The following is a 26,707-nucleotide window of genomic DNA, read 5'->3' as shown; positions in this document are numbered from 1 at the left end:
AAGCTGAAATGCTCATTGACTTGCTAGCGAGATTTTGCAATCTCTTTTTGAACGATTTCTCGTTCGTGCTTACTCACTCGTTGTTCAGTTTTCAAAGATCAATTTCTTTCGCTCACTGCCGTGTTACCGAAGCAGCGAAAAGTAATATACCATACTGATTTTTATTTTGCAACTAGTTTTTTTCTAGTTACTTTCACCAGCCTGTCTTGCGGCCGGAGTGATAATATACCATGGTTATTAAACGTATTGCAATGTTTTATTTTTCCAATTACAAAAAAGTTTCTAAGGTTGATTCTTACCTACTTTAATAACATCTCCTTACTTATAAATCCTTATAACAAAAAAACACCTGCTGCTTTAGCACGTGTTCTTTATACTCCTTTTTTGAAAGCAATCGTCAATCCGATTAATGTTTAGTAATCCGAAAACAAAGGCATTATAATTTTGTTCACTCAGCAGCTTTAGTTTCCATTGTACGTTCATGAACCACATAACTGTTGACAATGGCAGCTGCAAACGTTGCTCGATTGTTTCGGAAGTAATGAAACAAAATGCGAGCTTCTGGACACTCTTCATCATATTGAGAAAAGTTAAAGAAATCGTCATCTCCCCAACCCTCACTACGGAGGCTTTCAATAGATTCTGCAATTATACTTGGGATGACCGGTTTGGTTATCGTTATCATATTCCCACTCCTCGGAGTATATTCAGATACCGTTTATTACCCGTTTTTGCCCACATCAGGAAACAATAGCGATTATTTATAATAACGGGATTATTGGATGGCAGGATCGGCTTCTTTTGATTGACTTTTTTCAGCATGTTAAGATCACCTCCTTGCTTACTTTCTTATATACTTCTAATTCTTTTGTATGTGTTACTCATTCTAACCACTCTATTAATCTATTAAACCTGAGGCAAACTATTAATTTTGATTTCACCCCAATCTCGAAACAAACAAAAAAGGAGCAGCAATAAACTGCACCTTTACGCACTTTTAATATTCCATTGTTATGATCGGAGTACCTACGGTTAGTCGCAACTTGCCAGTCGTAGAGTCTTGATGCAAAGCAACCTGCAGATTTACCGTTTTGTCACCACTCTTAATAGAGGATTGGAACTCCCTCGAAGATAAAGACACACTTACCGTATTCTGGTCCTTATAGCTTTCTACGATTTTGCCTTTAAAAGCTAGAGTTATTGAGCTTACCAGCTCTGTAGAACTCTTTTGACCAGACTGTTCTTGCTCATCTACATAACCTTGCACCATAACATTCCATTGGCCATTTATACCAAACTTCTTCAATTGTTCTCCCGCTTGCTCTTGCCACTTAACCAACTCCGACTGTTCAGCTTCATGAGTAGCGTCTAATCGCAAGACGACATAGCAAGCAGATTGTCCCTGTGGACTTGCAACTGTTACGGTGACGACCGCTCCAGGTACAACCTCAGATTTCGCTGTATAGGTCGGATGTGAATTGGATTCACTCAACACTTCAGCCTGAGAAATTCCAAAAGCTTGGGACAGTTTCTTCCCAGTTTGCAGCATATCCTGAGCTACACCATTGCACGTTCCGTAACTGCCTGTATATTTGAAGGTTATTTGATTCTCACTCATCATATACGGTTTAACTGTGTTCAATAACTGGAGAGCTTCTTGCTCACCATGCGCATCGGCATGACGAACCCACCCAAAAATAATGCTTATAATAGACATACAAATGATCGATAATAACCAAGATTTCTGCATATAAAAGGCACCTCTTTACTAGAATATTCAACTCTAGTAAAAGGATGCCCAAATCTAGCAGATGTTAAACAGAGGAGGTTTTCTCAAGTTCTTTTTCTCGTCGTATGATTTCTTCCATGGAAGTGTTAAGTGCGGCCTGTGGCCCAGGGAAGTGATTTTTATAATAAGCTAAATCCATAATTACTAGAAGAATCAGCATCCCAGCTACGGCATAGCCGGCCATTTGATTCGGAGGAATCACCATGACGATGCAGATGAAGATGATCCACAGAAGCGCGACGACAGAAATGAACGTGCTGTATTTTCCGAGATTCCACGGTCCGAGATGTTTATCTTGAAATCTGCCTTCCGCTTTCGCTCTCAGTTTGAGATAGATCGGAATGCCGTAAGCCACATATAGGCCCACAACACTGACCGCAGTTAGAAACGCAATCGTCGTGTAAGTCGCATCCGGATTCACCATTTTGATGATATAGTCGATGAAAGCGAGCAAGAACGAAAGAATAATAGCCAGCCAAATGGCTTTGGCAGGTGTGCGATATTTCTTCGAAATTTGCGCCCATTGGTGGCTCATCGGCATCCCCTTGTCACGAGAGAAGGCATACATCATACGTGAAAAGGAAGTGATAGAAGCTAGACCGCAGAACCACATCGCGGCGGTGACCAGCCATAGAATGACAGAGCCGAATGTACCGCCCAGCGCTTGGCTGATGACATAGATGAACGCATTGCTTGAACCGGCAGCAGCACCAGCATCCTTATTGGACAAGGTGACAAAAGCAAGCATAACGAATCCAATGACAAACGAATAGGCAACGGATGTGAAAATACCCCAAGGCGCGCGCACACGAGGGTTAATGGTCTCCTCAATGGTATGAGCAGAGGCATCATATCCCGTGAATGTCCACTGAGCTTGCAAAAGTCCGATTAGAAAAGCAAACATATACGGTTTATCCGAGAACGTTTCGCCCACTTTGAACAAATAATCGACAGGATTCAAGTTGCCTTTGGTGAAAAAGGCAAGTGACAAAACCAGCACCGCCACCACAGCGATATGGTACCATGCGGAGAAGTCGTTCAGCCTCGAAACGATGCGAATCCCGATATGGTTTAGAATGCCATGCGTAAGTAATATGATTGTGAAACAAATCAACACGGTTGTATTGTTGGATTCATAACCAAACACACTCGCGATGAGCGGATCGGCGAAAAGAGCTACCGAATAATCGATACCAGCCACAATCCCGATTTGACCGATCAGATTGATCCATGCGGTATACCAGCCCCAGCGTTTGTTTTTCAAAATAGCCGCCCAGTGGTACAAGGCGCCAGCCGTCGGAATGGCCGAAGCAAGCTCAGCCATGACTGCCGCGACAAACATGACAAAAAGGGCGACAATCGGCCAGCCAAAGCCCATCATGCCCGCACCGCCATAGGTTAATCCGTGGCCGTATAACGATACAGCGCCAGTAAGAATGGAAATGATGGAGAATGAAATCGCAAAATTGGAAAACCCACCCATACTGCGCAGCAGTTCTTGGGCATAACCGAACTTGTTTAAATCCCTTTTGTCTTTGTCATGATGATTGGAAGGGTTGCTCATCTTTGATCCTCCTCATCAGATAGATACGATTTGTACAAACAAGTCACGAGTCTCATTTCCCTAGGAAACTTTCATGTTTGCTTTCATCGAATTCACGAATGCTTTTGTTGGCGATTCTGACAATCCATAAAGCAAACAAACACGTTACCGCAATAATTACGATTCCTATCGTCAGTTCCATTCGGCCTCCACCTCCTTCTCCGGACTACCATATAGAAAAGCTTCTAACGAAGCACATTCTCAAGGGGAACAATATTGACCATTAGATTTCCAAATTGACACCGCTTGTCTTTTGCTCAAGCATTTTATTCACGATGGTGCCGATATGCGCGCCGCCTTCCAGTGGTGGGGTACCCCCGCGATGAATGTTGGAAATCACCGTTCGGTCGCTCTCTACCGTGCCTTTACGCGGTTTGTAACAGATGTAAGCACTAAGCGATTTTGACGAAACGAGTCCTGGTCTTTCCCCGATCAAAAGAACAAGCACTTCCGGCTGCACAATTTCGCCGATGTGATCCATGACAGCGACCCTACCGCCACGGACGAAAAATGGAGTACCTGTGGATAACCCGTAAGCACTCAAAGAATCCAACAACGAAGGATAGACATCGCCTAAGTTGGCATCTACCGCGTTGGCGCTAAGTCCATCTGAAACGACTATCTGCACCTGCGGATTCAACTTGCACCTTTTCTGAATTTCCGCGATTCCTTCTTCTGTAATAATACGTCCCATATCGGGGCGTTTTAAGTAGTTTTCCGTATTCTCGTACCGAGTTTCTACCGTAAACAAACCGAATTCGTCCAAAAGCGCCTGACTCGCTTCACCATATATGGAATCGACAGCTGCGGCATGGTCACGCCGAAATTTAAGCACCTCTTTGGTGAGCGCCCTCGTTCCCGTACGCCATACGCCTATACGTGCCGGTGTACTGGCAAGCAGCTCATTCATCCCTTCCTCCCATTTGGGAGTTGGTACTTTAGAGGTGAATGTATCCAATTCGGGGGCAGGGGCCAGTTCCGACACCATTTCTACTCGGGTAGATCGCTGAGCTTCCTCGTTAACCAGATCAGGATTCATAGAGCGAATGGTCGCCGGATTGTCAGCAGCTTTTGATGCGGACAGCTTCTTCTCAAGCTCTGCCATCACCATATCGACAAGCTGATCCATGGGTACAGCTTTGTTCATGTCGTTTCCTCCTTAGAGTTTTGCGATAGCAAAACTGGCTTCGTAAGCATCTGAGTTACATAAAAAGGGTCGGATCTCCCGCCAACGGTGTTAATCGGCCATTTTCCATGATGCCCATTTTCACCAGCCATTGTTCAAATGCCGGGGCCGGGCGCAGTCTCATCAATTCCCTCAAAGTGGCGATATCATGATAGCTGGTAGATTGGTAATTGAGCATGCAGTCATCTGCCATGGCCACACCGATTAGGTAATTGACGCCTGCAGCGGAAAGCAGCACAGCCAAATTGTCCATATCATTCTGATCTGCCTTCATATGGTTGGTGTAGCAAACATCTACACCCATCGGCAGCTGCTGAAGCTTGCCCATGAAATGGTCTTCCAAACCGGCCCGAATGACCTGCTTGCTGTCATACAAATACTCAGGTCCGATGAAGCCTACAACCGTGTTGACGATAAACGGCTTATATTTTCGGGCAAGGCCATAACAGCGGGACTCGAGTGTGACCTGGTCGATACCGTGATGCGCTTCGGCTGACAATTCGGAGCCTTGACCCGTTTCAAAATACCAAAGATTCGGCCCTGTCCCCGTGCCTTCCTTGGCAATGAGATCATCCGCTTCGTTAAGCAGCGCAACATCGATGCCGAACGCTTTATTCCCGCCTTCCGTGCCGGCCAAGCTTTGAAACACCATGTCGGCAGGAGCGCCTTGGCGAATAGCGCGCATTTGGGTTTTGATATGCGCCAAGACACAGTTCTGTGTCGGAATCTGCCACTTCTCCATTACTTCTTTGGTGACCTGCAAAATATTCTTGACGCTATCCGCTGAATCGATAACCGGATTGATACCGATAACCGCATCACCGATCCCATAGCTTAAAGCTTCAAATAAAGCGGCCTTAATCCCCTGAATATTATCCGTAGGATGATTGGGTTGAGCCCGGCCGGACAGCACTCCCTTTTGACCAATCGTAATGTTGCAATGAGTTGTAACTTCCATTTTGGATGCGGCTTGCACAAGATCAAGGTTGCTCATTAATTTGGCGGCAGCAGCTACCATCTCACTGGTTAAGCCACGAGAAAGTCTGCGAATTTCATCATTTCCCGTTTCTTGCCGCAGCAAGTACTCTCGCAGCTCAGCCACCGTCCAATTGCGTACCTCGGTGTATATCTTTTCGTTTATACCGACCTCGATCACCCGCGACACTTCATCGATTTCTGGCGGCAGCAGAGGATGATTGCGGATATCCGTCAGCGTCAAATCGGACAGAACCAGCTTGGCTGCAATTCTCTCCTTCGCATCCTGTGCAGAGATACCGGCCAACTGATCGCCTGATTTCTCCTCATTTGCCTTTGCCATGACTTCCTTTAAATTTTTGAATTGAAAGGTTGTACCAAGCAACGTAGTCTTCAGGTTCACTGACTTATCACCTCCGCTCTGTTGTGAAATGCCAACGTTTTGACCACCACCGGAATCATGATTCCGGATATCGCCTCGCCCAAATCGATATAATCCCCATGCTCCACACGGATTTGATCGATGCAAATGACTTTCGGACGTTGTCCGCAGCGTTTTGCTAGAGATTGTCCGAGCGCCTTCGCGATATCCGTTTCACAGATAACCACCATTGCTTCACTATCAGGGAAATGTTGGACAAAACTTGCATGCAGCCTATCAGCTAAGTGCTGAAGCGATGTATATGTAAGGTTATTCATTCCTGTTAAAGCCAGCCCAAACGGAGGTGATTGATCCCGATCAAAGAGGCTTGCGCCACTTTTCATGATCGCATTCAACGCATCCGCAAGCAGTTCAGTTTGCTTAAGGATCTGCGGTGTTATATCAAGCCCCAGTACAGGCAGATTGCGAATCGGCAGCAGCGATGCATCCAAATGCACCGTAGCACCGCTGATTTCCGTACTTTGCATCCCTGCACCGATGACGGTCGCTCTGACCGTTTGATCCGCACGGATGAGTCGGATAGGATATTGGGCTGATAATTCCTTCCATGTGTGCGCCAGCAAAGGGCCAATATCATGATGTACCGCCACATCCGCCAGGCTTTCCGGTTTCTTTTCCTCCATCAACAGGCCGATCCCTCCGGATACCATCCATTCTCCAATGGGAGGCATTGACGCAAGCGGCTTGCCGTTCAGCAAGGAACGAAGTGATTCATCATGCTCAGGAATGATCTGCCCGGCCAAATAATCCATCATGCAGTGGCTCATTCCCATGCAGATTTCTTTTATGAGAGTAAAGCTAACCGTGTCGCCAGCCTTAATGTTATATCCGCTAGTCCTCAGCCACGGACGAATCGATGGTGATACGTCTATAACGGTTCCTGTTGGATCCATCTGGATGAGCCTGCCACCAACGTGAAAGGTGACCGTTCCAATCAGCTTGCCTCTTTGAAAAATAGCCGCATTCGCTGTACCTCCGCCAATATCGATATTGGCGACTGCGCCTCGAATCTGCATCGAACGGCGCTCGGCACCGGCGCCTTTGCCGGCAAGCAGCCCTTCTAGGTCAGCACCTGCCGTTGCTACAACGAAATCGCCCGAGCGTTCGGCGAGCAGATGCAGTATTTGTCTCGCGTTTGTTTTATTCGCCGTTTCTCCGGTAATGATAACGGCGCCGGATTTCAAATCCGCCGGACGGATTCCTGCCTGCTCGTACTCTTTGGTCACGATTTCCCAGATGCGCTCCGCATTGATTTCATCGCCGTTATTCAGCGGTGTGCTGTAAATCGGACTCGCGTACAGCAATTCCCGCTCCGCGATCTCAAATCGAGGCAAGCTGAGAACACCCGACGAGCGTACTAATTTCAAACGGCTAATAACCATTTTGGTCGTACTCGTTCCGATATCTAGGCCGACACTTGTGATCCACTGGTTATGCATTTCTCCGTTCACCCGTCCTGTGCCACGCTAGATAATGATTCCAAACCCTCGGTGAGCATGCACGCCGCCAGCTTCGAAAGAGGAATACGCGTTGTCATGCTTGCTTCGCGCATTTTATTGTAGGCTTCTTCCTCATTTAAGGCGTACGCCTGCATCATGATGCCCTTCGCTTTTTCGATCACTTTGCGCTCTTCGATGGATTGCTTTAGCTGTTTGATGTCCTGTTTCAGTGAATCCATCTTTTCTTTTTGACTCAAAGCAATTTCCACTGCTGGCAACAAATCTTCCTCCGACACCGGTTTAACTAAGAAAGCAGCGACACCCGCCTCGCGAGCATCCTTCACCAATTCCTTTTGGCTGTATGCCGTAAGCAGTAAAACGGATGTATCCTGCTGCAGCTTGCGTATAATTTGGGAAGCCTTGATACCGTTCATGACGGGCATTTTAATATCCATGATGGCTAGATCCGGTTTTAACCTGGCAACGAGCTCTACCGCTTCCTCGCCATTTTTGGCTTCTCCCGCGACCCAATATCCGCCCTCTTCCAGCATTTCGCGAATATCCATGCGAATGATCGGATCATCATCCACAACAACGATGGCGTTTTTCATGCCGATTCGTCCTCCTTCTGCTGCGCTTTGGAAAGTGGAAAAGTGATTTGAACATCCGTACCCCGTTCATCCGAAGTTATGTTAATGACACCGCTGAGATTTTCCTCCACAAGTGTCTCTGTGATTTTCAAGCCAAGATGGCCCTTCCTGTCTGAATGGTTTGCCGCTTCGAATCCGACGCCATTGTCAGATACACGGACACAGACGATGGTGCCGCTACATTGCAGGGAAATTTCGATTTCCCCTGTATGTCTCTCCCCAAAAGCATGCAGCACGCAGTTCTGCACAAGCTCATTGACGACAAGTGCAAGCGTCGTGGCAACGTCTGACTGTAAAATAAGCTCATCCCCCGAAATTTTCGGGTTAATGTTCTGATCTGGTTTGGAAGAGGATGAAATAATGTTCTTCGTAATACGGTCCACCACATCATTGAAGTGGATCGTTTCAAGTCCTTCAAAAGCAAGCATTTCATGAATGACGGCAATGCTGTTAATACGGTTGATACTATCGCGATAGACTCTCTCCACTTCTTCAAGCTTGGTTCTTCGCATCTGCAAGCGGAGTAGACTGGATACAGTCTGCAAATTATTTTTCACACGATGATGAATTTCTTTAATAACTGCGGATTTGATCACCAGCTGCTTTTCTTTTTCTTTAATATCCGAGATGTCGCGAATGAGAATAATGCCGCCAACCTCCCGCTGATCCCGGTAGATGGACATGGCTTTTAGATCAAAGGAAACATGCCCAATTTGAAGCTCCTGATGGATGAGTCCTTTGCGGCCAATGAGAGGGTTCCCTTCCAATCTGCCATAAAACAACTGGGCAATCGGGTATCCGTTAATCACGCCAACATGACCGATTTCCTTCAACATTTCAGCTGCTCGGGGATTGGTATAGGTCACACACTCTTTGTCATCAAATAAAACAATGCCTTCGTGCATAAGCGACTGCATACTGCCTTCAGACATCGCCACAGTAAGCAGCGTTTCGCTCAGCTGTTCCGTTGTCTCCATTAATCTCGTCACATTTTTCTCCTGCTCGAGCTTCTCGGAAATGTCCTTTTCCATGATCAATGCGCCAATGACATTACCATTTTTCGAGCGAATCGGCACGACGTTCTGTTGAATGGCAATCTGCTCCTGCGAGATGCCTCTCGATCCGATTACGGATTGCCCGGAAAGCAAACAAAACATCACGGCAGGCTCATTTTGCGCAAAAGCATATTGTCCGACAACTGATGTCTTATATAGGGATGGGGCTGAGGATGGATGTGCCTCGGCAACCACAAGCGCTGAACCCTTGTCTGCTAGCGGGCAGTCAATAAATACATCCGATTCCGACACATCGGCTATCAATTGCAGCTGAGCGGCCATCTCCTTGATCGTCTGGGCTTCTTCCTCGCTTAAAATCGTATGATTCCTGCACAATTCCATGATCGATGTCATCATGAATCCCTCTTTACATCGTGGATTTACGCCTCATGGACAATCTCCATAAGTCTTTCCTTCAACTTTTGAATTCCCACTATGGATGCAGCCGACGTCAAGAAGATTTCGCCTTCTGGTAATGACTGCCTTAGAAGGGTTATGGCTCGATCAATGTCTGCCTTCGGGTGATCGATTTTGGTTACTACCCCAATCGTTAATACAGGAAACCCCTGTTCAAATCCGGGAGGAAAATAGTTTCTGTTCCGGGCAGCATCCTGCACAAGCACAACGGCTGCAGTCTCATGAGAGGTCGCTATTAGTGAACGATAATACAATGGATTTTCGCTGTATTCACCGGGTGTATCAATGATCCAGTCCCGATAGATGAGACTTTGGGTTTTGATCGCCGGCTCCGATTCCCCGAACAAGGCTTTAATTAACGTTGATTTCCCAGCACCGACAGCGCCGATTATCATTACTTTTTTCATAATTTCAAGACCTCGTTATTGGTGCAGTCGCAAATTTCAGCTTATCCTGCAAAAAAGCATTCACAGCCTCAATCGCCATCTCCACAGCGGCTACTTCTCCCGTGAGCACGAGCGATCCGGTGAAGCGATCCAAATAACCGATGCCCACACTAGCCGCTTTGGTCGCAATGTCAGCGGCAATGATCGCCGTTTCCGTGGGAGTAAGCGTTAAAATCCCGATCGCATTCCTTTCATCAATGCCAAGCTTCGTATACAAAACCGGGTCAGGATTGGCAATCACATGAGCCAGTGTCAGTTGTTTGCCGGGCACATATTCCTGAATCACTCTCATCTTCTGCTCTTCCATACGTCCTCCTCGGTTTCTTGAGCGACCTCATAACTATCTACAATGCCTACAATCATTGCATCGATAGGAACCATTTTATCCGTGAACAAGGTTCGGGCCGGACTCCCTCTAGAGACGATCACATTCTCGCCAACACCGGCTCCAATACGGTCTGCGGCAATGATCGGAGTGCCCGCTTCGCTGTCTTTGAAATCCATCGGCTGGATCACCAACAATTTCAAATTGTCCATGCCCACTTCTTTTTGCGTAGCCCATACACTGCCGATTACTTTTCCTAAAAACATAGGACCTCACCCTTCAGCCGCATATTCGATCGTGATGCCTTTCTCCTTCAGCATGTCTTGGGCCAGTGAAGAAATGATCGTTCTCTTGCCAACTCGCAGTGAGCGAAGAGATTTACTTTTGGATTCCCGCGCCACCCAATCGGCAGAGATGAGCCTTCCTTCATATACAATGTGCCCGCTATCCTCGGTACGCTCGGCTTTTTCTACTGTGCTACCCACTTCTGCAACTTCAGAATCCGGACGGATTTTATTCACAACCATTTCAGCCAGCTGCTTCAACGGACCAAATTCAACACCATACATTTGAAGTTCCATTTTGTAATAATCAAAAAGGTTGGCATAAGACTTAGGCAGTGTTATTGTCTTCAGCGTACGTCGGTCAGCCCTTTTTAACCCGGAATTATCATCGCCGATGAGTACAAATTTATTCTGAACCAACGTGGAAAAGATGATCTCCGATATGATGGTCCCTTTCATGCCAAGAGCGGCCCTTGCCGCATTATCTAGATCAATTTCCGGGATCACGATTCCCTCATATTCGAGAGGCACCTCTAGAGGAGACGGTGCGAATTCGTCGGATGCAATCGTTTTTCCACGACCGCCGCATTCAATTTGGTGTTTTCCCAGCCAAGAAGAGGCTTCTCCATCCAAGAACAAAATATCATGATTAACCTGGTGATTATTTAACCATATAAAATGATCGGTAAAAGCCTCGTGAGCCGTACTGTCGTAAAAAATGTAAAGCACCTTAGGTCGCTTGACCGCTTGCTTCTCCAATGAATCAATGAGCTCACGAACAATAGACTCGACCATTTGCTTGATCTCCACCTAGAGCTGCCTCCTTTCGGCGCGCGTGATTTCACCGTTTTTGCCGATCACCTGAACCTGGTCACCCGTATTTAAACGGGCAGCATTCGCTTCATCCAAGTCAATATGAAAATCGAGCGAAAAATGCGCGCTAACCCTCACGATCGTATCAGCAAAAATAATCGGCCGTTCCCCCATGGCTTGGACAATGAGGCGATCTCCTTCGTTGACCTGAAAGATTTGGGCATCTTCTGGAGACATGTGCACATGATTTTTGGCAATGATCAATCCCTGCTGCAAAACGACCGTTCCGCTCGCACCGACGAGTGTCATACTTGGTGTACCTTGAATATCACCAGACAACCGGATCGGAGGATGAATGCCCAGCTCAAATCCATCTGTACGCGAGATCTCCACTTGGGTCGCTCCACGTGAAGGACCTAGGATACGGACATGTTGGATGATTCCTTTCGGACCAATCAATGTCACGGTTTCGCGCGCAGCGAACTGACCTTTTTGGGAAAGCTCACGAAGAGGAGTTAACGCGTAACCGCCACCGAACAACGCTTCAACATGCTCAGGAGAGAGGTGAACATGCCGGTTTGAAACGCCAACTGGAATGAGCTTGAGCCCAATATCCTCGCTTCCGGGAAGGATCGTTGACTCCGAAGGGGCCACGCGCCGCAAAGAAATTCCCCTATCTTTTAAAAAGTCAGCGGCTGCCGGTGTCAGCTTATCCCCGTCCATTACCGGAAACGGATTCGGCAGGCCTTTAATCAGTTGCGTACGCAGATGCGTTTCCGTAATAAGCGTCATAGACGTATTTAACCTTCGAGTTTAGGAAGAATGAACTCAATGTCTGAATGCGGACGCGGAATGACGTGAACAGAGACAAGCTCTCCCACTTTTTCCGCAGCTGCAGCACCAGCATCCGTGGCCGCTTTAACAGCGCCAACATCTCCTCTGACCATGACCGTGACCAGTCCTCCGCCAACATGAACTTTACCGACCAATCTCACATTCGCTGCCTTGACCATGGCGTCTGCCGCTTCAATTGAACCTACCAAGCCTTTCGTCTCCACTAAACCTAAAGCTGCCATTTCTCCTGCCATTTGAATTTCCTCCTCGGGTTATGTATGCAAATGCATTTCGGAAAGCACGCTTTTTATGATCTGCGCAACTTCATCACGCGTAATACCGAGCTTATTAGAGCTCTCCAAACTTTCTGCCACTAGCGCTACAACACGGTTTGTTACGGGCTCCGTCGGCATCTCTTTTATGCCAAAAGCTACTCGCTTGATGTTCAACAAATGCTGTGGTCCAATATTATCGGATGTGATGTTATTGCCATAGGAACCACAGCCCAGCGTCATTGATGGCATAATCCCCGTCGTTGCACCGATTCCCCCGAACGTAGTGCCTGTATTCACCAAGATACGCGATGCTGGTTTCTCCAGCCCGAACGCCTCAATGATCGATAAGTCTTCGCCATGGATGCCGAGTGTATGTCCAAGTCCTCCGAGCTCCAACAGTTCCACACAGCGTTGGCAGCCTTCTTGCCAGTCACTCACGGTATATAAAGCAAGTACAGGACTGAGTTTCTCCATGGAAAATGGATACGCATGTCCTACCTCCGACTCTTCCGCGACCAGTACCCTTGCATCTTCCGGGACGGTTATGCCAGCCTTGCCAGCAATCACTTGTGGAGAACGGCCAACCACATTCGGGTTCATCCCTTTTCCAATGGTGAGGATCGAGCCGACCTTTTCTTTTTCCTCCACGTTCAAAAAGTAAGCCCCCTGCCGCTTCAATTCCGCGACCAGCTCCGCTTTAACTGCTTGATCGACGACAAGCGCTTGTTCCGAAGCGCAGATCGTTCCGTAGTCGAACGTTTTGCTTTGCAGAATCAGTCTCACAGCTCTTAGGATATTCGCACTTCGGTGTATGTAAACCGGCACATTGCCAGGCCCGACACCGTATGCGGGCTTGCCAGAGCTGTAAGCGGCCTTGACCATTGCGGTTCCACCCGTTGCCAAGATGAGATCGGTGAGCTTATGCTTCATCAGCTCACCGATCGCCTCAAGAGACGGAACCGATAGACAATGAATCAGCCCCGGTGGGGCTCCTGCCTTCTCCGCCGCAGCACGCATGACGGCTGCCGACTCCTGCGAACAGCGCAGTGCTGATGGATGAGGACTAATCACGATGGCGTTTCTTGATTTAAGTGAGATCATGCATTTGAACAAGACAGTTGAAGTCGGGTTCGTTGAAGGTATAATCGCAGCAACAATACCGACTGGTTGAGCGATTTCCCAGACTTGCTTCACATCATCTTTGCGGATGACACCGACCGTTTGCATGTCCTTGATTGCCGAGTAGACGTCTCTAGCAACGAAGAGATTCTTCGCCTTTTTATCGGCGACTTTTCCGAAGCCTGTCTCTTCTACAGCCATTACACCCAGCCGTTCTGCCTCCAACTCCGCCGCTTGAGCCATGGCTGCTACGATCATATCTATTTGCGATTGCGTCATTTTCTCCAGTTGTTTTTGTGCCGCCTTCGCCTCTTGAAGGAAATGGCGAACCTCCTGGATCGCTTGTAAATCGCTATCGAGCTTCATGTTATCGGCTCTCCCCCTCCATCCCCGTGAAAAGTCTTACCAATTCGGCTTTACTAACTAATTGGATATCCCGACCAGTTATGGGGAATCGGGGCGTATTATGGGCAAGCTCTCTGAGCTGTGCTACGGTCATTTTGCTCCAATTCGGCGCACTCACCTCCGGCGTCGCGATAACCTTAATGAGCTCCTCCTTCGGTGAATCTTTCGGCTGGTTTTTGGCCCAAGCCTCCTGAATCATCGCGTGTACTGAAGGATCAGGTCGTGGTATAACGTGTGTGGATAACAGCTTGCCTACTCTCTGCGCTTCTGCCGCACCTGCATCCACGGCAGCTTTGACCGCTGCAACATCGCCCAAAATATAGATCGTTACGATGCCGGCATCCACTTTTTCATAAGTCGTTACCTTCACATCTGCGGTTTTGGCTGCAGCGTCTGCGGCTGCAATCAATGCAGGCAGACCGTAAGTTTCGATCATGCCCAAAGACATCAATCTTCCATCCATTTTTAAACACCCGCTTCTTATTACCCTATTTTCTTAGGCTCTCGAGCAATGCTTCGAACGGCCTCCGCGAACGCTTCTGCTGCTGCCGTACAAGCAGATTGACTGCCTGTCAATAATCCTCCCGCAAAGTTCGTCTCCGTCGGAGGGCCATAAAACTTGCACATGCGTACATCGGCAGCCTTCAGTGCGGCATCGAGTGCGAAAACTGCTTCGAGTGGCGGAGCAATCAAATAGGCAAGAGGCTCTCCTTCTTGAATTTCCGCCAATGTGGATAGATAAGAACCGGTTCTGGAGACAACATGAGCATAGTAAGCATGCGTTCCCTCGTCGTTGAGGGAGTAAAAACAAGCTCCAGTCTCCATCACTTGGATAGCTGCATCTAACCCACTTCTCACTTCTGCAGGCGAAGCACCGCCTATAATCCCAATAAATTCTCCTGAAAGCGGTCCAGATGCATGACCCGATCCTGCATAAAATGAACGAGCATACACCACTTCAACTGTTGCATTCTTCGTTGCTTCATCGATAGCGGTGTAACCCACATCATCGATGCTGGACGTTAACAGACCGAGGCTGCGAATGCCCGGCTTCAATTCCAACTGAAGTGCCAAGCCGGCATCCACATTAGGGATGATCCTAACAGCGAGCGGAATGGCTCGAATTGGTTGTTGTTTCACTCCTTTCACCTCTTCACCCGAATGAATGAAAACAAAAAGGTGCCCAGGTGCAGAGAACGACGTGTCGTTCTTGGACCTAAGGCACCTTTGCCTGCTATTTATGCTTTTGTCTATGGATATGCGGGTTGTACAAGGAATATTCCGTGGCCCCACTTTCAACCGGCAACAAACGAAAAAACAACAGCCTATCATAAATTTTCACATCCTTGGAAGTGAACTTGTTCTATACAATGAAAAAGTCAACAGTCCGAGAGGAGATGATCAGATAATCCTGGCATGACATATGAAAGCGATTTCGAGTGCAATTCACAGTTACCATCGTCAAATGAACAATGAACGAAAGGAGTTAACTGCAATGAATGTATTCAAACGTTTAAGGAAAATCATAGCTTTGTTATTGGCATTATTAATTGTTTCTAACTCCGGTACATGGAATGTTTCCGTGTCAGCAGCATCCACTGTCGATTTACTAGATCCGGAATTTATTAATAGTCATGGCGGTAATTCTGTTTCAATAAATGCAGATCCAAACAGGTCACCCTATGCAGTCTTTGGTGAAGCTTTTGGCACAGATAACCCTGTTGAGGGTGTTACCAAAACGGCAAGAGACATCCTGGGGCCAGCTGCTGAAAGACATGTTGAAAATGTCTATGACCAGTCATTGGGTAAAGACGTTTTTAAAGTAGAAGTGAATGGAAACGATTGCTACACCTGTTATTTGCATAATACGACATACGATAGTGCTACCGGCACTTTTATCGGTGGTAACGACGACAGACAACGAATTGAAATAAGGCCAGACGATGATAATAGAAACCGGATAGGCTTGGAAAATGACATTACGGCCTACAACTGGAAGCTTAAGTTAGATAAAGATCTCCCGAGGCCTGATGGTTTTTTTCATATATTCCAGTACAAGGCAGTAAATGCTTACGGCCCGGTTACAAACAAATTACCGCTCCATGACTCTGTCAGTTATCCAAACTTCTCAAGTGACGAGGATGGTAATCCGATCCTTACACTAACTGTTTCATCATCAGCTACACAAAATCTGGAGTTCCGTTATGCAGATATTGGCTCTGAGGCAGGACAACAAACGCTTGCGAGTATCCCCATTAACGCCATTAAGGACAAATGGGTTGATATTACAATTAAGATTCTTAACTCTGAGTATGGTTGGGTCACAATGACCATGAAGGATGTTGAGACCGGCAATATTTTAATGGAATACAACGATCCTAACCGAGTTCTTGATATCTGGAGACGTCCTGAGGTGAAATATAACAACAAGACCTTTGAGGGGCCCTATCCTTCTATCAGCAATATGCTTAACCGTCCAAAATGGGGTATTTACCGTAAGGCAGATAAATCGAATCCGAATGTCAAGGATGCCAAAATCTACTTGGCAGATATGACACTTTATAAGTCTGCGGTAAATGTCTCACCGGTTAACCTTGCTTACGGTAAAAAAGCTTACAATTTTGGCGCTACAACTGGTAACGCGTTCCAACTAGCTAACGCAAAGGCGGAGCGACTAATAGATGGTGTACAAACAGATCCTGTGAAGTATACAAATTTGATAGTCCCCCAGACCAATTTATCTGCCCTTGGCGATTTGAGCTGGATAGGAACTGAAAGTTCCAAAAAGGGGAATGTAATTATCGATTTAGGAAAGAAAATGGATTTTAATCAAGTTAAGCTCTCGGCTAAAACTTTGCGATTGAAGTATGTTAACATCGAGGTCTCAGATGACTCTGCTGCACATTCAGAAGCGGATTTAAATACTATTGGATTTACGCCAGTGGATCCTTTGTACAGTGATGCCGGTAAAGGTTGGACATATTTCAATTCGGTTAACGGCGGCGGAGATGATGCGGCAGATAAAGAATACCTTATAGATCTAGGGAAAACGTATTCATCCAGATATGTTAAGTTTTATTTTGAAAATGGTTCCGGCAGCAACACGACTACGGGGACTTCCACTTTTACAATGACGGGCCCTCCACGTATTTCTGAGCTTGAGATTTACAATGCGCCTCTAACACCAAAGAATATTGCCATTAATTACTCTGGTGGTTCAAGTGCAACCATTTCCTGGGATCCTGTTCCTGCTGATTATTTCGTTATTTATGATAACGGAAAGGTATTAGTGGATCGTGCTGCTTCAAATAGTTATAACCTGACGAATTTAGACCCTGGTGCAATTTACAATCTTTCTTTGAGGACGGCATACACGGATCCCTATTCTTTCAAACCGATGCTTTCAGCAGAAAGTGCAATTAAAGTATTGCAAACCGATGGAGATCCCATTATTCCAAATCCCCCCTCATCAGTGACAGCGACAGCAGCCTCGGATAAATCTATCAATGTTAGTTGGGATGCAGTACCTGATGCCCAGAGTTATAGGGTAGCGTTGGTTACCGATGCTAATGAAAGAATAGTAGCGGATGATTATAAAGGTACATCCTATACGATCAAAGATCTGTCTCCTGGAACGTCCTATCAAGTAAAGGTCTACTCTATAAGAAGAGGTACATTGTCTACTGCTGCTGCAGAAGACCAAGTCACAACTTCAGGTATAAAGAACGCTTCCGATAATCTTTTATTCAATAAGGAAGTCCAGTATTCAAGAGTTTGGAATGATGATACCGGCAGCTTCGGTGGTCAAAAGACACTTGACAATGATCTATCGGATGGTTCCAGATGGGTTGCTCTAAAAGGCTCCACGTCGGCATGGATGATGGCCGATATTGGAGAAACAACGCCCGTCAGTGTGCTGGAATACTTTAGCTTTCAGAATAAGTTAAAAAAAGTCTCTTTCTATTATGCAACGGACGCAGAAGCGTTTACGAATCCAACTAGTAATAAGTGGATAAAAATACTTACCGACGACCGTGTGAGTCAAGGTAAATATGGCAATCCTAGCATTACTAAAATTGCAGAGAGGATTACTCTTGCTGCGCCTGTAAATGCAAGATTTATCAAATTTACGGTTGATGAAGTTGATGGTGATATTAACGTCAATGAAGTTAAGGCTTTCGGACCTATATCCTTTGTTGGGAACTCTGCCTTAACGGCTATTGATCAAACAGACACCAGTGTTGAACTTAGCTGGGCTGGTTCCAATACGACCCTGCCGGTTTCAAGCTACGATGTTTATAATGGAAATACCCAGCTGACTACCGTGACAGCTGACGTTAATAGCTACAAAGTTACAGGACTTACACCAAACACTGCGTATACCTTCAGGGTTAAGGCTGTAAGTGAGTCTGTAGATGATTCCGTATACTCGACACTTGGTGGGCTGACACTTAACGTTACAACCTTGGCGGATAAGACAGCTCCGACGGCAACCGTTGCGTACAGCACCGCTTTACCGACCAATGGAAACGTGACGGCAATGATTACTCCGAGTGAACCGATTACGGTCACGAACAACGACGGCTCGCTCAGCTACACGTTCAGCGATAACGGCAGCTTCACATTCGAGTTCGTCGACGCTGCAGGCAACAAAGGTAACGCAACGGCGGCGGTCGCGAACATTGACAAGATCGCTCCGACGCTCACGCTTTCGGTCGACAAGCCTGTGCTTAACCCTGCGAACCACAAGATGGTGACGGTCACAGTGAACGTATATGCGGATGGGACCGGTTCCGATATCGCATCCGTTGTGTTGACGTCGATCGTCTCGAATGAGCCGGACAACGGAACCGGCGACGGCAATACAGGTAACGACATCCAAGACGCGGCTATCGGAACATACGACACATCGTTCAGCCTCCGCGCAGAACGTTCCGGTAAGGGAACCGATCGCATCTACACGATCACGTACACGGTCACCGATACGGCCGCCAACGTAACAAAAGCTTCGACTCAAGTGGTTGTCCCACATTAATGGCCATATGAAAACGGCAGCCCTCTAGATGAGGGCTACCGTTTTTTCAATATGTTTGTAAAAGCCATACCCGCTCAACAAACTCTCCTGCCGCCAAAGGTTTACTGATCAAATATCCTTGAACACCATCACAACCTTGCTCACGCAAGTAAGAAAGCTGTTCACTCGATTCGACTCCTTCAGCGATTACTTTCATGTTTAAGCTATGTGCCAATTTGATAATACCACTTATGATCAATTCGTCTTTTGGAGACATGTTTAAGTTATCAATAAAAGACTTGTCCATTTTCAAATAATCAAATGAAAAATGCTTCAAATAGCTAAGCGAAGAGTAACCCACTCCAAAATCATCGATGGAAATAGATATACCGAGCTCTTTTATTTCTTCAAGCACCTTCATCGTATGTTGGGTATTCTGCAGTAGCATGCTCTCCGTAATCTCAATCTCAAGCCACTGAGGATCTAGCTCCGTTTCCCGCAGAATTTGCCCAATTGTACGGACTAAATGCTCATTTTGTAATTGAATGGAGGAAAGATTAACCGACATAACAATAGGTGGAAACCCTGCATCCTGCCAATCTTTATTCTGCTTACATGCCGTCCTCAACACCCATTCCCCAATGGGCAGGATCAATCCACTCTCCTCAGCGATCGGAATGAACTGAACAGGTGACATAGATCCCAATTCTTGATTTTTCCATCGAATAAGAGCCTCTACTCCGTTAATTTTATCGTTGGTCAAATCGATTTTCGGTTGAAAATGTAAATAAAATTCTTCGCGCTCAATCGCTTTATGCAAATTAGAATGTATCTTGTGCTTGGCTTCATTAAGCTCTTGAATACTTTTCGAATATACGCTGTAGGTGTTTCCACCGGATTCTTTGGCCCGATACATAGAGGCATCTGCATTTTTGATTAACGTTTCCACATCGGTCCCATGTTCAGGATATATACAAATCCCTATACTGGTCGTTATATATAATTCTCTTTTATGCAAATAAAAAGGTTCAGCTAATGCTTGTAAGATCGCATCGGCAACTGGTATGACCTCTTCTGCATGACTTAGATTTGGAAAAATAATCGTAAATTCATCGCCCCCCAGCCTAGATACGATAGATCCTTCCGGAACAGATTGGAGAATGCGTTTGGATACATCAACTAATAGAAGATCACCTGTATGATGCCCCAGCGTATCATTTACGTGTTTGAATTTATCTAGATCAAGAAACATTAATCCGGCTAAGGAGTTGTTACGAGCTTTTTCCAATGTCTCCGCCATGCACTCCTGAAAGTGGCTTCGGTTCGGCAGCCCGGTTATTTCATCGAAGTAAGCCATTCTATGAATAATCTGTTCGGCTTGCTTCTGTTCGGTAATATCCTTAGCAATTCCATAGACCCCAACAATTTGATCATTCACTACCGTCGGACCACAAGTTATGAACAGATCACGGTCAGACCCTTCTTTCGTAGAAAAGCCCATTGTAAATTGTTGTGGATTTCCCAGCAGCGCTTGTTCTATATGATGTATAGCTTCTTGTTTCCCTGTTGAAGTCACATATTCGAATAAATTAACGTCCAATATAGACTCCGGGGAATAGCCAAGTAATTTTTCCAACATCGGGTTAATACTCGTAATTTTACCAGATAAATCTAACGTGAAAACAATATCTGGATTACGGTCAAATAAAGACTGGTACCGTTGTTTGCTTTCTTCTATTTTATAGATATGCTTGTTATATGCTGAGATAAAAAAGTTAATAACTAGCATGAGGAAGACCGCAAAAATGATCTCGATAAACAGATCACTTGAATTAGTTTGTTTCAGAAAATGATACAATATAATGGCTACTACTAATAAAGAAACTTGCATTTTAATAATCTTAATAATTGAAAATTCATATAAAAAAGGAATTTTACTTACAAATTTCATGATTCCCGCACGTATTAATAAGTTAACATTCTCAAAAACAAAGGTAATGCAAATAACTTGAATGATCAGTGGTAGTTGGGTTGTAAACTGCAGAATTGCTGCTGCACATACCATACTAATAAAATACATTCCTAAAGTTGAAAATAACCTATACCAGTTAATTCTATAAAATGGTTTGGTGGCTAACAAAAAAAACATTATGGCACTTACAAGGATAGGAACCGTACTTGCTGAAATTCCCATAGAATACATCAAGTAAAGAATTCCTAACGTTGATCCATTATACAAAAGTCCATTAGACATTTTAATTGGAAATATATCAACTATTAAAGTTAAGAAGCATATAAGAATTATAGGTTCCCAAACTCTATTAGATTGAAGAAATTCCAGACAGATAAATGCTGCGTAAATTCCAGTTAAGAATAATATCAGAGTGTATAGATTTTTATCCTTCATGCTGTTCCCTCTTCGAAGTGGTTCCTAATAGAAATCTAATAAATCCGAAGCCTACACTAAAATCTCCAATACTTATCACATGTTTGAAAAAAGGAATCCAATCTCCCAACCACCAATAACTAGAAGTATTCATTAGTTGATGTCGAGGATCGTCTGTTACAAAAGCAGAACCATTATACCCAGACATCATCAGAGCCTTTTCTGATACCGGCATCAAACCACCATGTAAACTAATGGCAATTAAATTAAACAAAGCCCCGAAACATATAAAAATAATTCCTGGTAAATGCCTGTTCATCCATAAACCTAAGATCATTATAGCAAAAGAGAGTTCAAGTAGAATAGGATAATCGCGCCCTGTTCTATTACTCAACCAATAAATAAAAATTTGAAACGCAAAGGTACCGATCAATAAGTAAGGCATTCTGAAAGTTGCAAAGGAATCAACAATTGTCAATAAATTGCGTTTCAGGATGATACAAAGTAGAAGGCCTGCAAGTATGAAGTAAATCATCTATGTTCATTCCTTTATATAAAAAAATGAAAGGAACTAGGGTTTTGCCTAGCTCCTTTTTTTGGGATTAAGGCCCCCAAGGCTGTGATACAACGGATGAATAAACCATAGCAGTCAAAACCAGAGTCATAAGTATCCAATTCTTCCAATTCTTCATTGCATTTCCTCCCCTTTGTTTGAAAAGAATGTCTAGTCAAATGGAAAAATCCATTAAAGAAATTATACTTTTAATGGGTTTTTTATACAATGAAAATATTCAAAATATTCGAAAATTCGCTATAATAAGACATTCCACATCCTAAGCAAAGAAAGAGGCTACCCATGAATTTACAAGGGAGGTCCCTAGGTATCTAGATCCTACAATTACTTCAACTTTTTTAGTTTCCCCTCTGCTTTCCTTATATTCTCAGCCACTCTATATTTAACAATCCTACTTATTAAATCATAAGGAAGCGGCTTATCTATTGGAAATTGTACGGAACCTTTTGCTCCTTTATATCTGGACAACTCATCTTTAAAAGCTTCAATTCCGCTAGCCGCTGGATAAAATCCGATATGATTTTTATAAGCGGCGAAATGAACTATGTTCCCATGTAAAGCAAACGTGGGCATTTGATAACTAATCTTTTCCTCTGAACCTGGAGCCGACTCTTTGATAACTTCTCTTAATCTGTTAAGTATCTCCTGAACCTCCGGTGTAAATATAGAAATATATGCATCAATAGATTCATAAGTAATTTTGATTCCGTCCATGATTTCTCCTTTCATAGACACCTATTTAGTAGTCCTATTATATCATCTTTGCCAGAATCTATAGGTAATCATACCCTAACGTCAGATGGACATTCGTATAACACAAAAAGTGGCGAAGCAGGGACAACCTGCGTTCGCCACTCTTTTAAAGGACCAAATAGTAAACCTCTGGTTACACCAAATCACAAGCCTCAGCTCGGTTAACGCATTATCTAGATCATAATAATCCCTTCATATTTACATATTCTTCTTTCAAAATAGAATAATGAGCACTATCAGTTAATACACCTTTTGTCATGTGGTTTCTCCGAAGGGTACCTTCATATGTCATCCCTAAGCGAATCAAAACTTTTCCAGAAGCAGAGTTTCCACCGTCATGCATCGCAAATACTCGTTCTAAGCCCAGCACATCAAAGGCTAATTGCAACACTAATTTTCCCGCTTCCGTCATGTAGCCCTTACCCCAGTAATGCCTGCTTAACGTAAAACCTATTTCGCCACTTTGGACAGCTTCATTCACTCTGAATTCAAGCGCCCCAATCAGCTTATTGGTTTCCTTCAACACGATGGCATATTTGCCAATCGGTTCTTTCATATAATAGTTGGCTATTAGCTGTTTCGTTCTATTCAGATCTTCGTGTCGTGCATAAATGAAATGTGTCGTTTCTTCATCAGATGTATACTCAAACATATCTTCAGCATCATTAAGCGAAACCGGACGCAATACGATGCGCTCACCTTCCATTTGACTGTGTGAAACCATTAAAAGTGTTACATTTTCCATGTTCACCCTCCGTTTTAATTTAATCTTATTTTTTATTTGTCCATAATACCACAGCCAAGTGGCTGACAAGCAAGTTTTTAACCCCAGGTTAGTTAATAACTTCGACTATAGCTAATCACATAAAGCTCATATACTGTAAACATTTTCACTACTTTCAAAGACATAGGAACTTCTATAGAATATAAAATATCATCACGTACAAACACTCAGTAAATTTAGTTTCTACTAAAATCAAGAGGAATGTGGGAGGATGAATCATGAAGTATTCGTATTTAGGGAAATCTGGATTGAAGGTCAGTCAGTTATGTTTAGGAACGATGAACTTTGGACCGGAAACCGAGGAAAAAGAAGCTTTTAAAATTATGGATACCGCACTAGACGCGGGAATCAATTTTTTCGATACAGCTAACGTCTACGGCGGAGTTGAAAAAAGAGGATGGACAGAAGAAATCATCGGACGCTGGTTCAAACAAGGCGGAGGTCGTAGAGAGAAAGTCATTCTTGCGACGAAAGCCTATGGGGATATGAATGATCCCAATGATGGACCGAATGCTGAACGAGGATTATCTGCGTACAAAATCAGACGTCATCTGGAAGCATCGCTGAAAAGACTGCAGACGGACCATATAGAGCTTTACCAAATGCATCATATCGACCGTAATGTAACTTGGGAAGAGTTATGGGGAGTTTTTGAATCCGTTGTGAACCAAGGAACCGTTGACTATATTGGCTCCAGCAACTTTGCTGGGTGGCATATTGCCTGTGCCCAAGCTGAGGCCAAAGCTCGTCATTTCCTAGGCTTAGTCTCTGAGCAGCACATGTACAATCTACTTGCGAGATTGCCGGAGTTGGAAGTGCTCCCCGCTGCCGAGAAACTCGGTCTTGGTGTCATTCCATGGAGTCCTCTTGCCGGAGGATTGCTAGGCCGCAACGCCTTGGCAGGCACAGGTGCCCGAAGTGCGCGTTCCGCTGAGCGGATCGAGAAGCATCGGAGCCAGTTGGAACAATTTTCAGCACTTTGCAAGGAAATCGATGAAAAAGAAGATGTTGTCGCCTTGGCCTGGGTACTATCGCATTCAGCCGTTACCTCGCCAATTATAGGACCGAGAACGATCGAGCAGCTCCAAGATTCATTACGCGTACCCGAAGTCACACTGAGTGAAGATACGTTGAAAAAGTTAGATGAGATTTTCCCTGGACCCGGAAAACCAGCACCGGAAGCTTACGCTTGGTAGACCGACAAACAAGCATAAAAAGGCGGCTAATCCTTAGAGGATTGGCCGCTTTTTCAACTTCATAAACCCTTGCACTTGCTCCAATCAACCTCTATAAAAATCCCGAATCCAGCGATGCGGCTTCAGCTTCTCAACTTGTTCTTTTGTTAATCCTTGCCCGTCGCCAACCCGCATATTATTCTCCACATTCCGAACGGAGCGCATACCCGGTATGACCGTTGAAACAGCAGGATGGCTGAGCACGTACCGCAGTGCGGTTTCCGGCATGTTATCAATGGATATATCAAGTTCGGAAGCGATCTTCTGAACGCGGTCATACACCTCTTGTTTGCGCTCGCCTCGGAAATAGTTATTGCGGAAGTCACCTTCACTGAACGTCGTGTCAGGCGTAATTCGCCCCGTCAAGCCGCCTTCATCCAGCGAAACTCTGACAATAACACCGACATTATGCTCCGCACAGGCAGGAAGCAGTTGATCTTCGGGGCTTTGATCGAAAATATTATAAATGACCTGTACCGTATCAACAAGCCCCGATTCAATCAGCTTGATGGCGTTGTTCGGTTGATGATCATTTATCGATATGCCAAAATGGCGGATTTTGCCTTGCTCTTTAAGTTTGCGGATCCCTTCCAGCCAATCTCCTTGACCCACCCACTCGTCCGACCAGACATGAAACTGCTGGACATCGATCGTATCCAAGCCCAAATTTCGCAGACTTTGCTCTGTACTAGAAATAACGTGCTCCGCTGTAAACGCCTCTTCCACAGGCACCCCGTCTCGAGCAGGCCATTGTCTGTTTATAGGAGGGATTTTGGTAGCAACATAAATCGGCTTATCGTGAGCCTTTACAGCCTGCCCGACAAGTCTTTCACTGTGACCGTCTCCATAGCCCAAGGCTGTATCGATAAAGTTCAGCCCCAGCTCGATGGAACGATTCAATGCCTGAATCGACTCGTCGTCGGATGCACCAATCCAAGCCGTTTTGCCGATTCCCCATGCGCCATACCCGATTTCCGATATCTGTAATCCCGTTTTTCCAAGAGTTCTATAGTTCATTTCTAGCCCTCCATCCATAAACTGTATTCGTTCACTGCTATTATACAGGGAAACAAAAATCTTCATAAGAACTGAAAAAGTTGTCAGTTAGTAACATTGGAGTAAGTATGGGGTGATAATTTAAAAAGACACCCTCGCGGGTGCCCCTTCTTGCTGTCCATAAATGGCAAATCGAAAAAATAAAATACATATTGACTTTTCACTTTATGAAGCCTATTATTATCTCATAACTAAGAATCTTAAATTTGAGATACTTTATACTAAATTAAACACATTCGAAGGAGTTGTTGATATGTACGATATCGCAGTGATTGGCGCAGGTCCCGCAGGAGCAAGTGCAGCATTATTTGCAGCAAAAGCAGGAAAGAATACTTTACTCATCCATAATGATAAAAGCATGACAAAAAGGGCGTGGCTTGAAAATTATTATGGTATTGAAGAAATTTCCGGCCCTGATCTAATAGATATTGGGAAGAAACAGGCAGTTAAATTTGGCGCTGCAGTGAAGGATGAGAAGGTTCAAAATATCGTTAAAATAGATGCAGGTTTTCGCATTGAAACAAATATCGGACAACATGAAGCTAAATATATCATTATTGCTACAGGAGCTTTAACAGAGCTTGCGGAACATTTGGGCTTGAAAACAAAACCAGCAACTGAACCGCGAATTAAGACGGTCATTGATGTTGATACAAATGGCCAAACAAGTTTGGATGGCATTTGGGCGGCAGGTACAGCAGCTGGAGTTAGCGTCCATGCCATCATCACCGCTGGTGACGGGGCTAGAGTGGCGATAAATGTCATTAGCGAAATAAATGGGGAAAGATACGTTGATCATGATATTTTAAAAACTTCCGAATAAAAATTTACCATCTTAAGCAAATCAT

Annotated in this window: 26 protein-coding genes; 3 read left to right on the top strand and 23 right to left on the bottom strand. The window is 44.9% G+C overall.

The window, feature by feature from the left end:
• Window positions 1-448: 448 nt before the first annotated feature.
• The 18 genes from AC58UU_RS37620 to eutL all read right to left on the bottom strand — a co-directional run bounded on the left by AC58UU_RS37620 (window position 449) and on the right by eutL (window position 15,197).
• Entirely contained in the window at window positions 449-685 is a 237-nt protein-coding gene (locus AC58UU_RS37620) for a hypothetical protein (RefSeq protein WP_497322541.1), read from the bottom strand.
• A gap of 312 nt (window positions 686-997) precedes the next feature.
• Window positions 998-1,750, bottom strand: a complete 753-nt coding sequence (locus tag AC58UU_RS37615; protein WP_497322540.1) for a YwmB family TATA-box binding protein — start codon at window positions 1,748-1,750, stop codon at window positions 998-1,000.
• 64 nt (window positions 1,751-1,814) lie between these two features.
• The gene (locus AC58UU_RS37610) at window positions 1,815-3,353 is read right to left on the bottom strand and encodes an amino acid permease (protein WP_497322539.1); all 1,539 of its coding nucleotides are present in this window, start codon (window positions 3,351-3,353) and stop codon (window positions 1,815-1,817) included.
• Between the two features lie 52 nt (window positions 3,354-3,405).
• Entirely contained in the window at window positions 3,406-3,534 is a 129-nt protein-coding gene (locus AC58UU_RS37605) for a hypothetical protein (protein WP_261304047.1), read from the bottom strand.
• An 81-nt stretch (window positions 3,535-3,615) separates the two neighbouring features.
• A complete protein-coding gene (gene eutC, locus AC58UU_RS37600) occupies window positions 3,616-4,431 on the bottom strand; it encodes an ethanolamine ammonia-lyase subunit EutC (RefSeq protein WP_497322545.1) in 816 nt (271 codons plus the stop codon).
• A 163-nt stretch (window positions 4,432-4,594) separates the two neighbouring features.
• Window positions 4,595-5,956 carry an ethanolamine ammonia-lyase subunit EutB gene (locus AC58UU_RS37595; RefSeq protein WP_497322538.1) on the bottom strand — a complete coding sequence of 454 codons (1,362 nt, stop codon included), beginning with the start codon at window positions 5,954-5,956 and terminating at the stop codon, window positions 4,595-4,597.
• Window positions 5,953-7,434 carry an ethanolamine ammonia-lyase reactivating factor EutA gene (locus AC58UU_RS37590; protein WP_497322537.1) on the bottom strand — a complete coding sequence of 494 codons (1,482 nt, stop codon included), beginning with the start codon at window positions 7,432-7,434 and terminating at the stop codon, window positions 5,953-5,955. The genes AC58UU_RS37595 and AC58UU_RS37590 overlap by 4 nt, the downstream gene beginning before the upstream one ends.
• 8 nt (window positions 7,435-7,442) lie before the next feature.
• Window positions 7,443-8,045, bottom strand: a complete 603-nt coding sequence (locus tag AC58UU_RS37585; RefSeq protein ID WP_497322536.1) for an ANTAR domain-containing response regulator — start codon at window positions 8,043-8,045, stop codon at window positions 7,443-7,445.
• Entirely contained in the window at window positions 8,042-9,496 is a 1,455-nt protein-coding gene (locus tag AC58UU_RS37580; RefSeq protein WP_497322535.1) for a sensor histidine kinase, read from the bottom strand. Before AC58UU_RS37580 ends, AC58UU_RS37585 begins: the two co-directional genes overlap by 4 nt.
• A gap of 23 nt (window positions 9,497-9,519) precedes the next feature.
• Window positions 9,520-9,963, bottom strand: coding sequence for a EutP/PduV family microcompartment system protein (locus AC58UU_RS37575; protein WP_497322534.1), 444 nt, complete (start codon window positions 9,961-9,963; stop codon window positions 9,520-9,522).
• Window positions 9,964-9,967: 4 nt separating this feature from the next.
• Complete coding sequence (locus AC58UU_RS37570) at window positions 9,968-10,309, bottom strand: BMC domain-containing protein (RefSeq protein ID WP_047676497.1); 342 nt, start codon at window positions 10,307-10,309, stop codon at window positions 9,968-9,970.
• Window positions 10,291-10,593, bottom strand: coding sequence for a EutN/CcmL family microcompartment protein (locus AC58UU_RS37565; RefSeq protein WP_171687760.1), 303 nt, complete (start codon window positions 10,591-10,593; stop codon window positions 10,291-10,293). Before AC58UU_RS37565 ends, AC58UU_RS37570 begins: the two co-directional genes overlap by 19 nt.
• Window positions 10,594-10,599: 6 nt before the next feature.
• Complete coding sequence (locus tag AC58UU_RS37560; RefSeq protein ID WP_497322533.1) at window positions 10,600-11,421, bottom strand: hypothetical protein; 822 nt, start codon at window positions 11,419-11,421, stop codon at window positions 10,600-10,602.
• A complete protein-coding gene (pduL, locus tag AC58UU_RS37555; protein WP_497322532.1) occupies window positions 11,422-12,216 on the bottom strand; it encodes a phosphate propanoyltransferase in 795 nt (264 codons plus the stop codon). It lies immediately after the preceding gene.
• Window positions 12,217-12,224: 8 nt separating this feature from the next.
• A complete protein-coding gene (locus AC58UU_RS37550; RefSeq protein ID WP_047676490.1) occupies window positions 12,225-12,512 on the bottom strand; it encodes a BMC domain-containing protein in 288 nt (95 codons plus the stop codon).
• Between the two features lie 18 nt (window positions 12,513-12,530).
• Entirely contained in the window at window positions 12,531-14,018 is a 1,488-nt protein-coding gene (locus AC58UU_RS37545) for an acetaldehyde dehydrogenase (acetylating) (RefSeq protein WP_497322531.1), read from the bottom strand.
• 1 nt (window position 14,019) lies between these two features.
• Entirely contained in the window at window positions 14,020-14,520 is a 501-nt protein-coding gene (locus tag AC58UU_RS37540) for a BMC domain-containing protein (protein WP_497322529.1), read from the bottom strand.
• A gap of 20 nt (window positions 14,521-14,540) precedes the next feature.
• Window positions 14,541-15,197: an ethanolamine utilization microcompartment protein EutL gene (eutL, locus tag AC58UU_RS37535; protein ID WP_497322528.1), complete on the bottom strand. Its 657-nt coding sequence runs from the start codon at window positions 15,195-15,197 to the stop codon at window positions 14,541-14,543.
• 325 nt (window positions 15,198-15,522) lie between these two features.
• Here eutL and AC58UU_RS37530 point away from each other — a divergent pair, with 325 nt between their 5' ends.
• A complete protein-coding gene (locus AC58UU_RS37530) occupies window positions 15,523-19,092 on the top strand; it encodes a fibronectin type III domain-containing protein (RefSeq protein WP_497322527.1) in 3,570 nt (1,189 codons plus the stop codon).
• A 46-nt stretch (window positions 19,093-19,138) separates the two neighbouring features.
• Here the strand turns inward: AC58UU_RS37530 and AC58UU_RS37525 are convergent, their stop codons facing one another.
• The 4 genes from AC58UU_RS37525 to AC58UU_RS37510 all read right to left on the bottom strand — a co-directional run bounded on the left by AC58UU_RS37525 (window position 19,139) and on the right by AC58UU_RS37510 (window position 23,529).
• A complete protein-coding gene (locus tag AC58UU_RS37525; RefSeq protein ID WP_497322526.1) occupies window positions 19,139-21,478 on the bottom strand; it encodes a sensor domain-containing protein in 2,340 nt (779 codons plus the stop codon).
• The gene (locus AC58UU_RS37520; RefSeq protein ID WP_497322525.1) at window positions 21,468-21,992 is read right to left on the bottom strand and encodes a DUF5317 domain-containing protein; all 525 of its coding nucleotides are present in this window, start codon (window positions 21,990-21,992) and stop codon (window positions 21,468-21,470) included. Before AC58UU_RS37520 ends, AC58UU_RS37525 begins: the two co-directional genes overlap by 11 nt.
• Window positions 21,993-22,355: 363 nt before the next feature.
• Window positions 22,356-22,745, bottom strand: coding sequence for an iron chaperone (locus tag AC58UU_RS37515; protein ID WP_497322524.1), 390 nt, complete (start codon window positions 22,743-22,745; stop codon window positions 22,356-22,358).
• Window positions 22,746-22,962: 217 nt separating this feature from the next.
• The gene (locus tag AC58UU_RS37510; RefSeq protein ID WP_497322523.1) at window positions 22,963-23,529 is read right to left on the bottom strand and encodes a GNAT family N-acetyltransferase; all 567 of its coding nucleotides are present in this window, start codon (window positions 23,527-23,529) and stop codon (window positions 22,963-22,965) included.
• A gap of 257 nt (window positions 23,530-23,786) precedes the next feature.
• Here AC58UU_RS37510 and AC58UU_RS37505 point away from each other — a divergent pair, with 257 nt between their 5' ends.
• Window positions 23,787-24,764, top strand: coding sequence for an aldo/keto reductase (locus AC58UU_RS37505; RefSeq protein WP_497322522.1), 978 nt, complete (start codon window positions 23,787-23,789; stop codon window positions 24,762-24,764).
• An 84-nt stretch (window positions 24,765-24,848) separates the two neighbouring features.
• On the opposite strand, the gene AC58UU_RS37500 is transcribed toward AC58UU_RS37505, so the two are convergent.
• A complete protein-coding gene (locus AC58UU_RS37500) occupies window positions 24,849-25,820 on the bottom strand; it encodes an aldo/keto reductase (RefSeq protein WP_497322521.1) in 972 nt (323 codons plus the stop codon).
• Window positions 25,821-26,112: 292 nt separating this feature from the next.
• Here AC58UU_RS37500 and AC58UU_RS37495 point away from each other — a divergent pair, with 292 nt between their 5' ends.
• The gene (locus AC58UU_RS37495) at window positions 26,113-26,682 is read left to right on the top strand and encodes an FAD-dependent oxidoreductase (protein WP_497322544.1); all 570 of its coding nucleotides are present in this window, start codon (window positions 26,113-26,115) and stop codon (window positions 26,680-26,682) included.
• The last annotated feature ends 25 nt before the right edge of the window (window positions 26,683-26,707 follow it).

Source organism: Paenibacillus sp. JT22N1 (assembly GCF_059692155.1).
The sequence above is the reverse complement of the archived record's forward strand: the minus strand, read 5'-3'. Positions and strand labels throughout refer to the sequence as shown.

What these genes read in the sequence shown, in the direction of transcription:
- AC58UU_RS37620 (WP_497322541.1), bottom strand. Translation starts at nt 685, where the DNA reads ATGATAACGATAACCAAACCGGTCATCCCAAGTATAATTGCAGAATCT.
- AC58UU_RS37615 (WP_497322540.1), bottom strand. Translation starts at nt 1,750, where the DNA reads ATGCAGAAATCTTGGTTATTATCGATCATTTGTATGTCTATTATAAGC.
- AC58UU_RS37610 (WP_497322539.1), bottom strand. Translation starts at nt 3,353, where the DNA reads ATGAGCAACCCTTCCAATCATCATGACAAAGACAAAAGGGATTTAAAC.
- AC58UU_RS37605 (WP_261304047.1), bottom strand. Translation starts at nt 3,534, where the DNA reads ATGGAACTGACGATAGGAATCGTAATTATTGCGGTAACGTGTTTGTTT.
- eutC (WP_497322545.1), bottom strand. Translation starts at nt 4,431, where the DNA reads ATGAATCCTGATCTGGTTAACGAGGAAGCTCAGCGATCTACCCGAGTA.
- AC58UU_RS37590 (WP_497322537.1), bottom strand. Translation starts at nt 7,434, where the DNA reads ATGCATAACCAGTGGATCACAAGTGTCGGCCTAGATATCGGAACGAGT.
- AC58UU_RS37585 (WP_497322536.1), bottom strand. Translation starts at nt 8,045, where the DNA reads ATGAAAAACGCCATCGTTGTTGTGGATGATGATCCGATCATTCGCATG.
- AC58UU_RS37580 (WP_497322535.1), bottom strand. Translation starts at nt 9,496, where the DNA reads ATGATGACATCGATCATGGAATTGTGCAGGAATCATACGATTTTAAGC.
- AC58UU_RS37575 (WP_497322534.1), bottom strand. Translation starts at nt 9,963, where the DNA reads ATGAAAAAAGTAATGATAATCGGCGCTGTCGGTGCTGGGAAATCAACG.
- AC58UU_RS37570 (WP_047676497.1), bottom strand. Translation starts at nt 10,309, where the DNA reads ATGGAAGAGCAGAAGATGAGAGTGATTCAGGAATATGTGCCCGGCAAA.
- AC58UU_RS37565 (WP_171687760.1), bottom strand. Translation starts at nt 10,593, where the DNA reads ATGTTTTTAGGAAAAGTAATCGGCAGTGTATGGGCTACGCAAAAAGAA.
- pduL (WP_497322532.1), bottom strand. Translation starts at nt 12,216, where the DNA reads ATGACGCTTATTACGGAAACGCATCTGCGTACGCAACTGATTAAAGGC.
- AC58UU_RS37550 (WP_047676490.1), bottom strand. Translation starts at nt 12,512, where the DNA reads ATGGCAGGAGAAATGGCAGCTTTAGGTTTAGTGGAGACGAAAGGCTTG.
- AC58UU_RS37545 (WP_497322531.1), bottom strand. Translation starts at nt 14,018, where the DNA reads ATGAAGCTCGATAGCGATTTACAAGCGATCCAGGAGGTTCGCCATTTC.
- AC58UU_RS37540 (WP_497322529.1), bottom strand. Translation starts at nt 14,520, where the DNA reads ATGGATGGAAGATTGATGTCTTTGGGCATGATCGAAACTTACGGTCTG.
- AC58UU_RS37530 (WP_497322527.1), top strand. Translation starts at nt 15,523, where the DNA reads ATGAACAATGAACGAAAGGAGTTAACTGCAATGAATGTATTCAAACGT.
- AC58UU_RS37525 (WP_497322526.1), bottom strand. Translation starts at nt 21,478, where the DNA reads ATGAAGGATAAAAATCTATACACTCTGATATTATTCTTAACTGGAATT.
- AC58UU_RS37520 (WP_497322525.1), bottom strand. Translation starts at nt 21,992, where the DNA reads ATGATTTACTTCATACTTGCAGGCCTTCTACTTTGTATCATCCTGAAA.
- AC58UU_RS37515 (WP_497322524.1), bottom strand. Translation starts at nt 22,745, where the DNA reads ATGGACGGAATCAAAATTACTTATGAATCTATTGATGCATATATTTCT.
- AC58UU_RS37510 (WP_497322523.1), bottom strand. Translation starts at nt 23,529, where the DNA reads ATGGAAAATGTAACACTTTTAATGGTTTCACACAGTCAAATGGAAGGT.
- AC58UU_RS37505 (WP_497322522.1), top strand. Translation starts at nt 23,787, where the DNA reads ATGAAGTATTCGTATTTAGGGAAATCTGGATTGAAGGTCAGTCAGTTA.
- AC58UU_RS37500 (WP_497322521.1), bottom strand. Translation starts at nt 25,820, where the DNA reads ATGAACTATAGAACTCTTGGAAAAACGGGATTACAGATATCGGAAATC.
- AC58UU_RS37495 (WP_497322544.1), top strand. Translation starts at nt 26,113, where the DNA reads ATGTACGATATCGCAGTGATTGGCGCAGGTCCCGCAGGAGCAAGTGCA.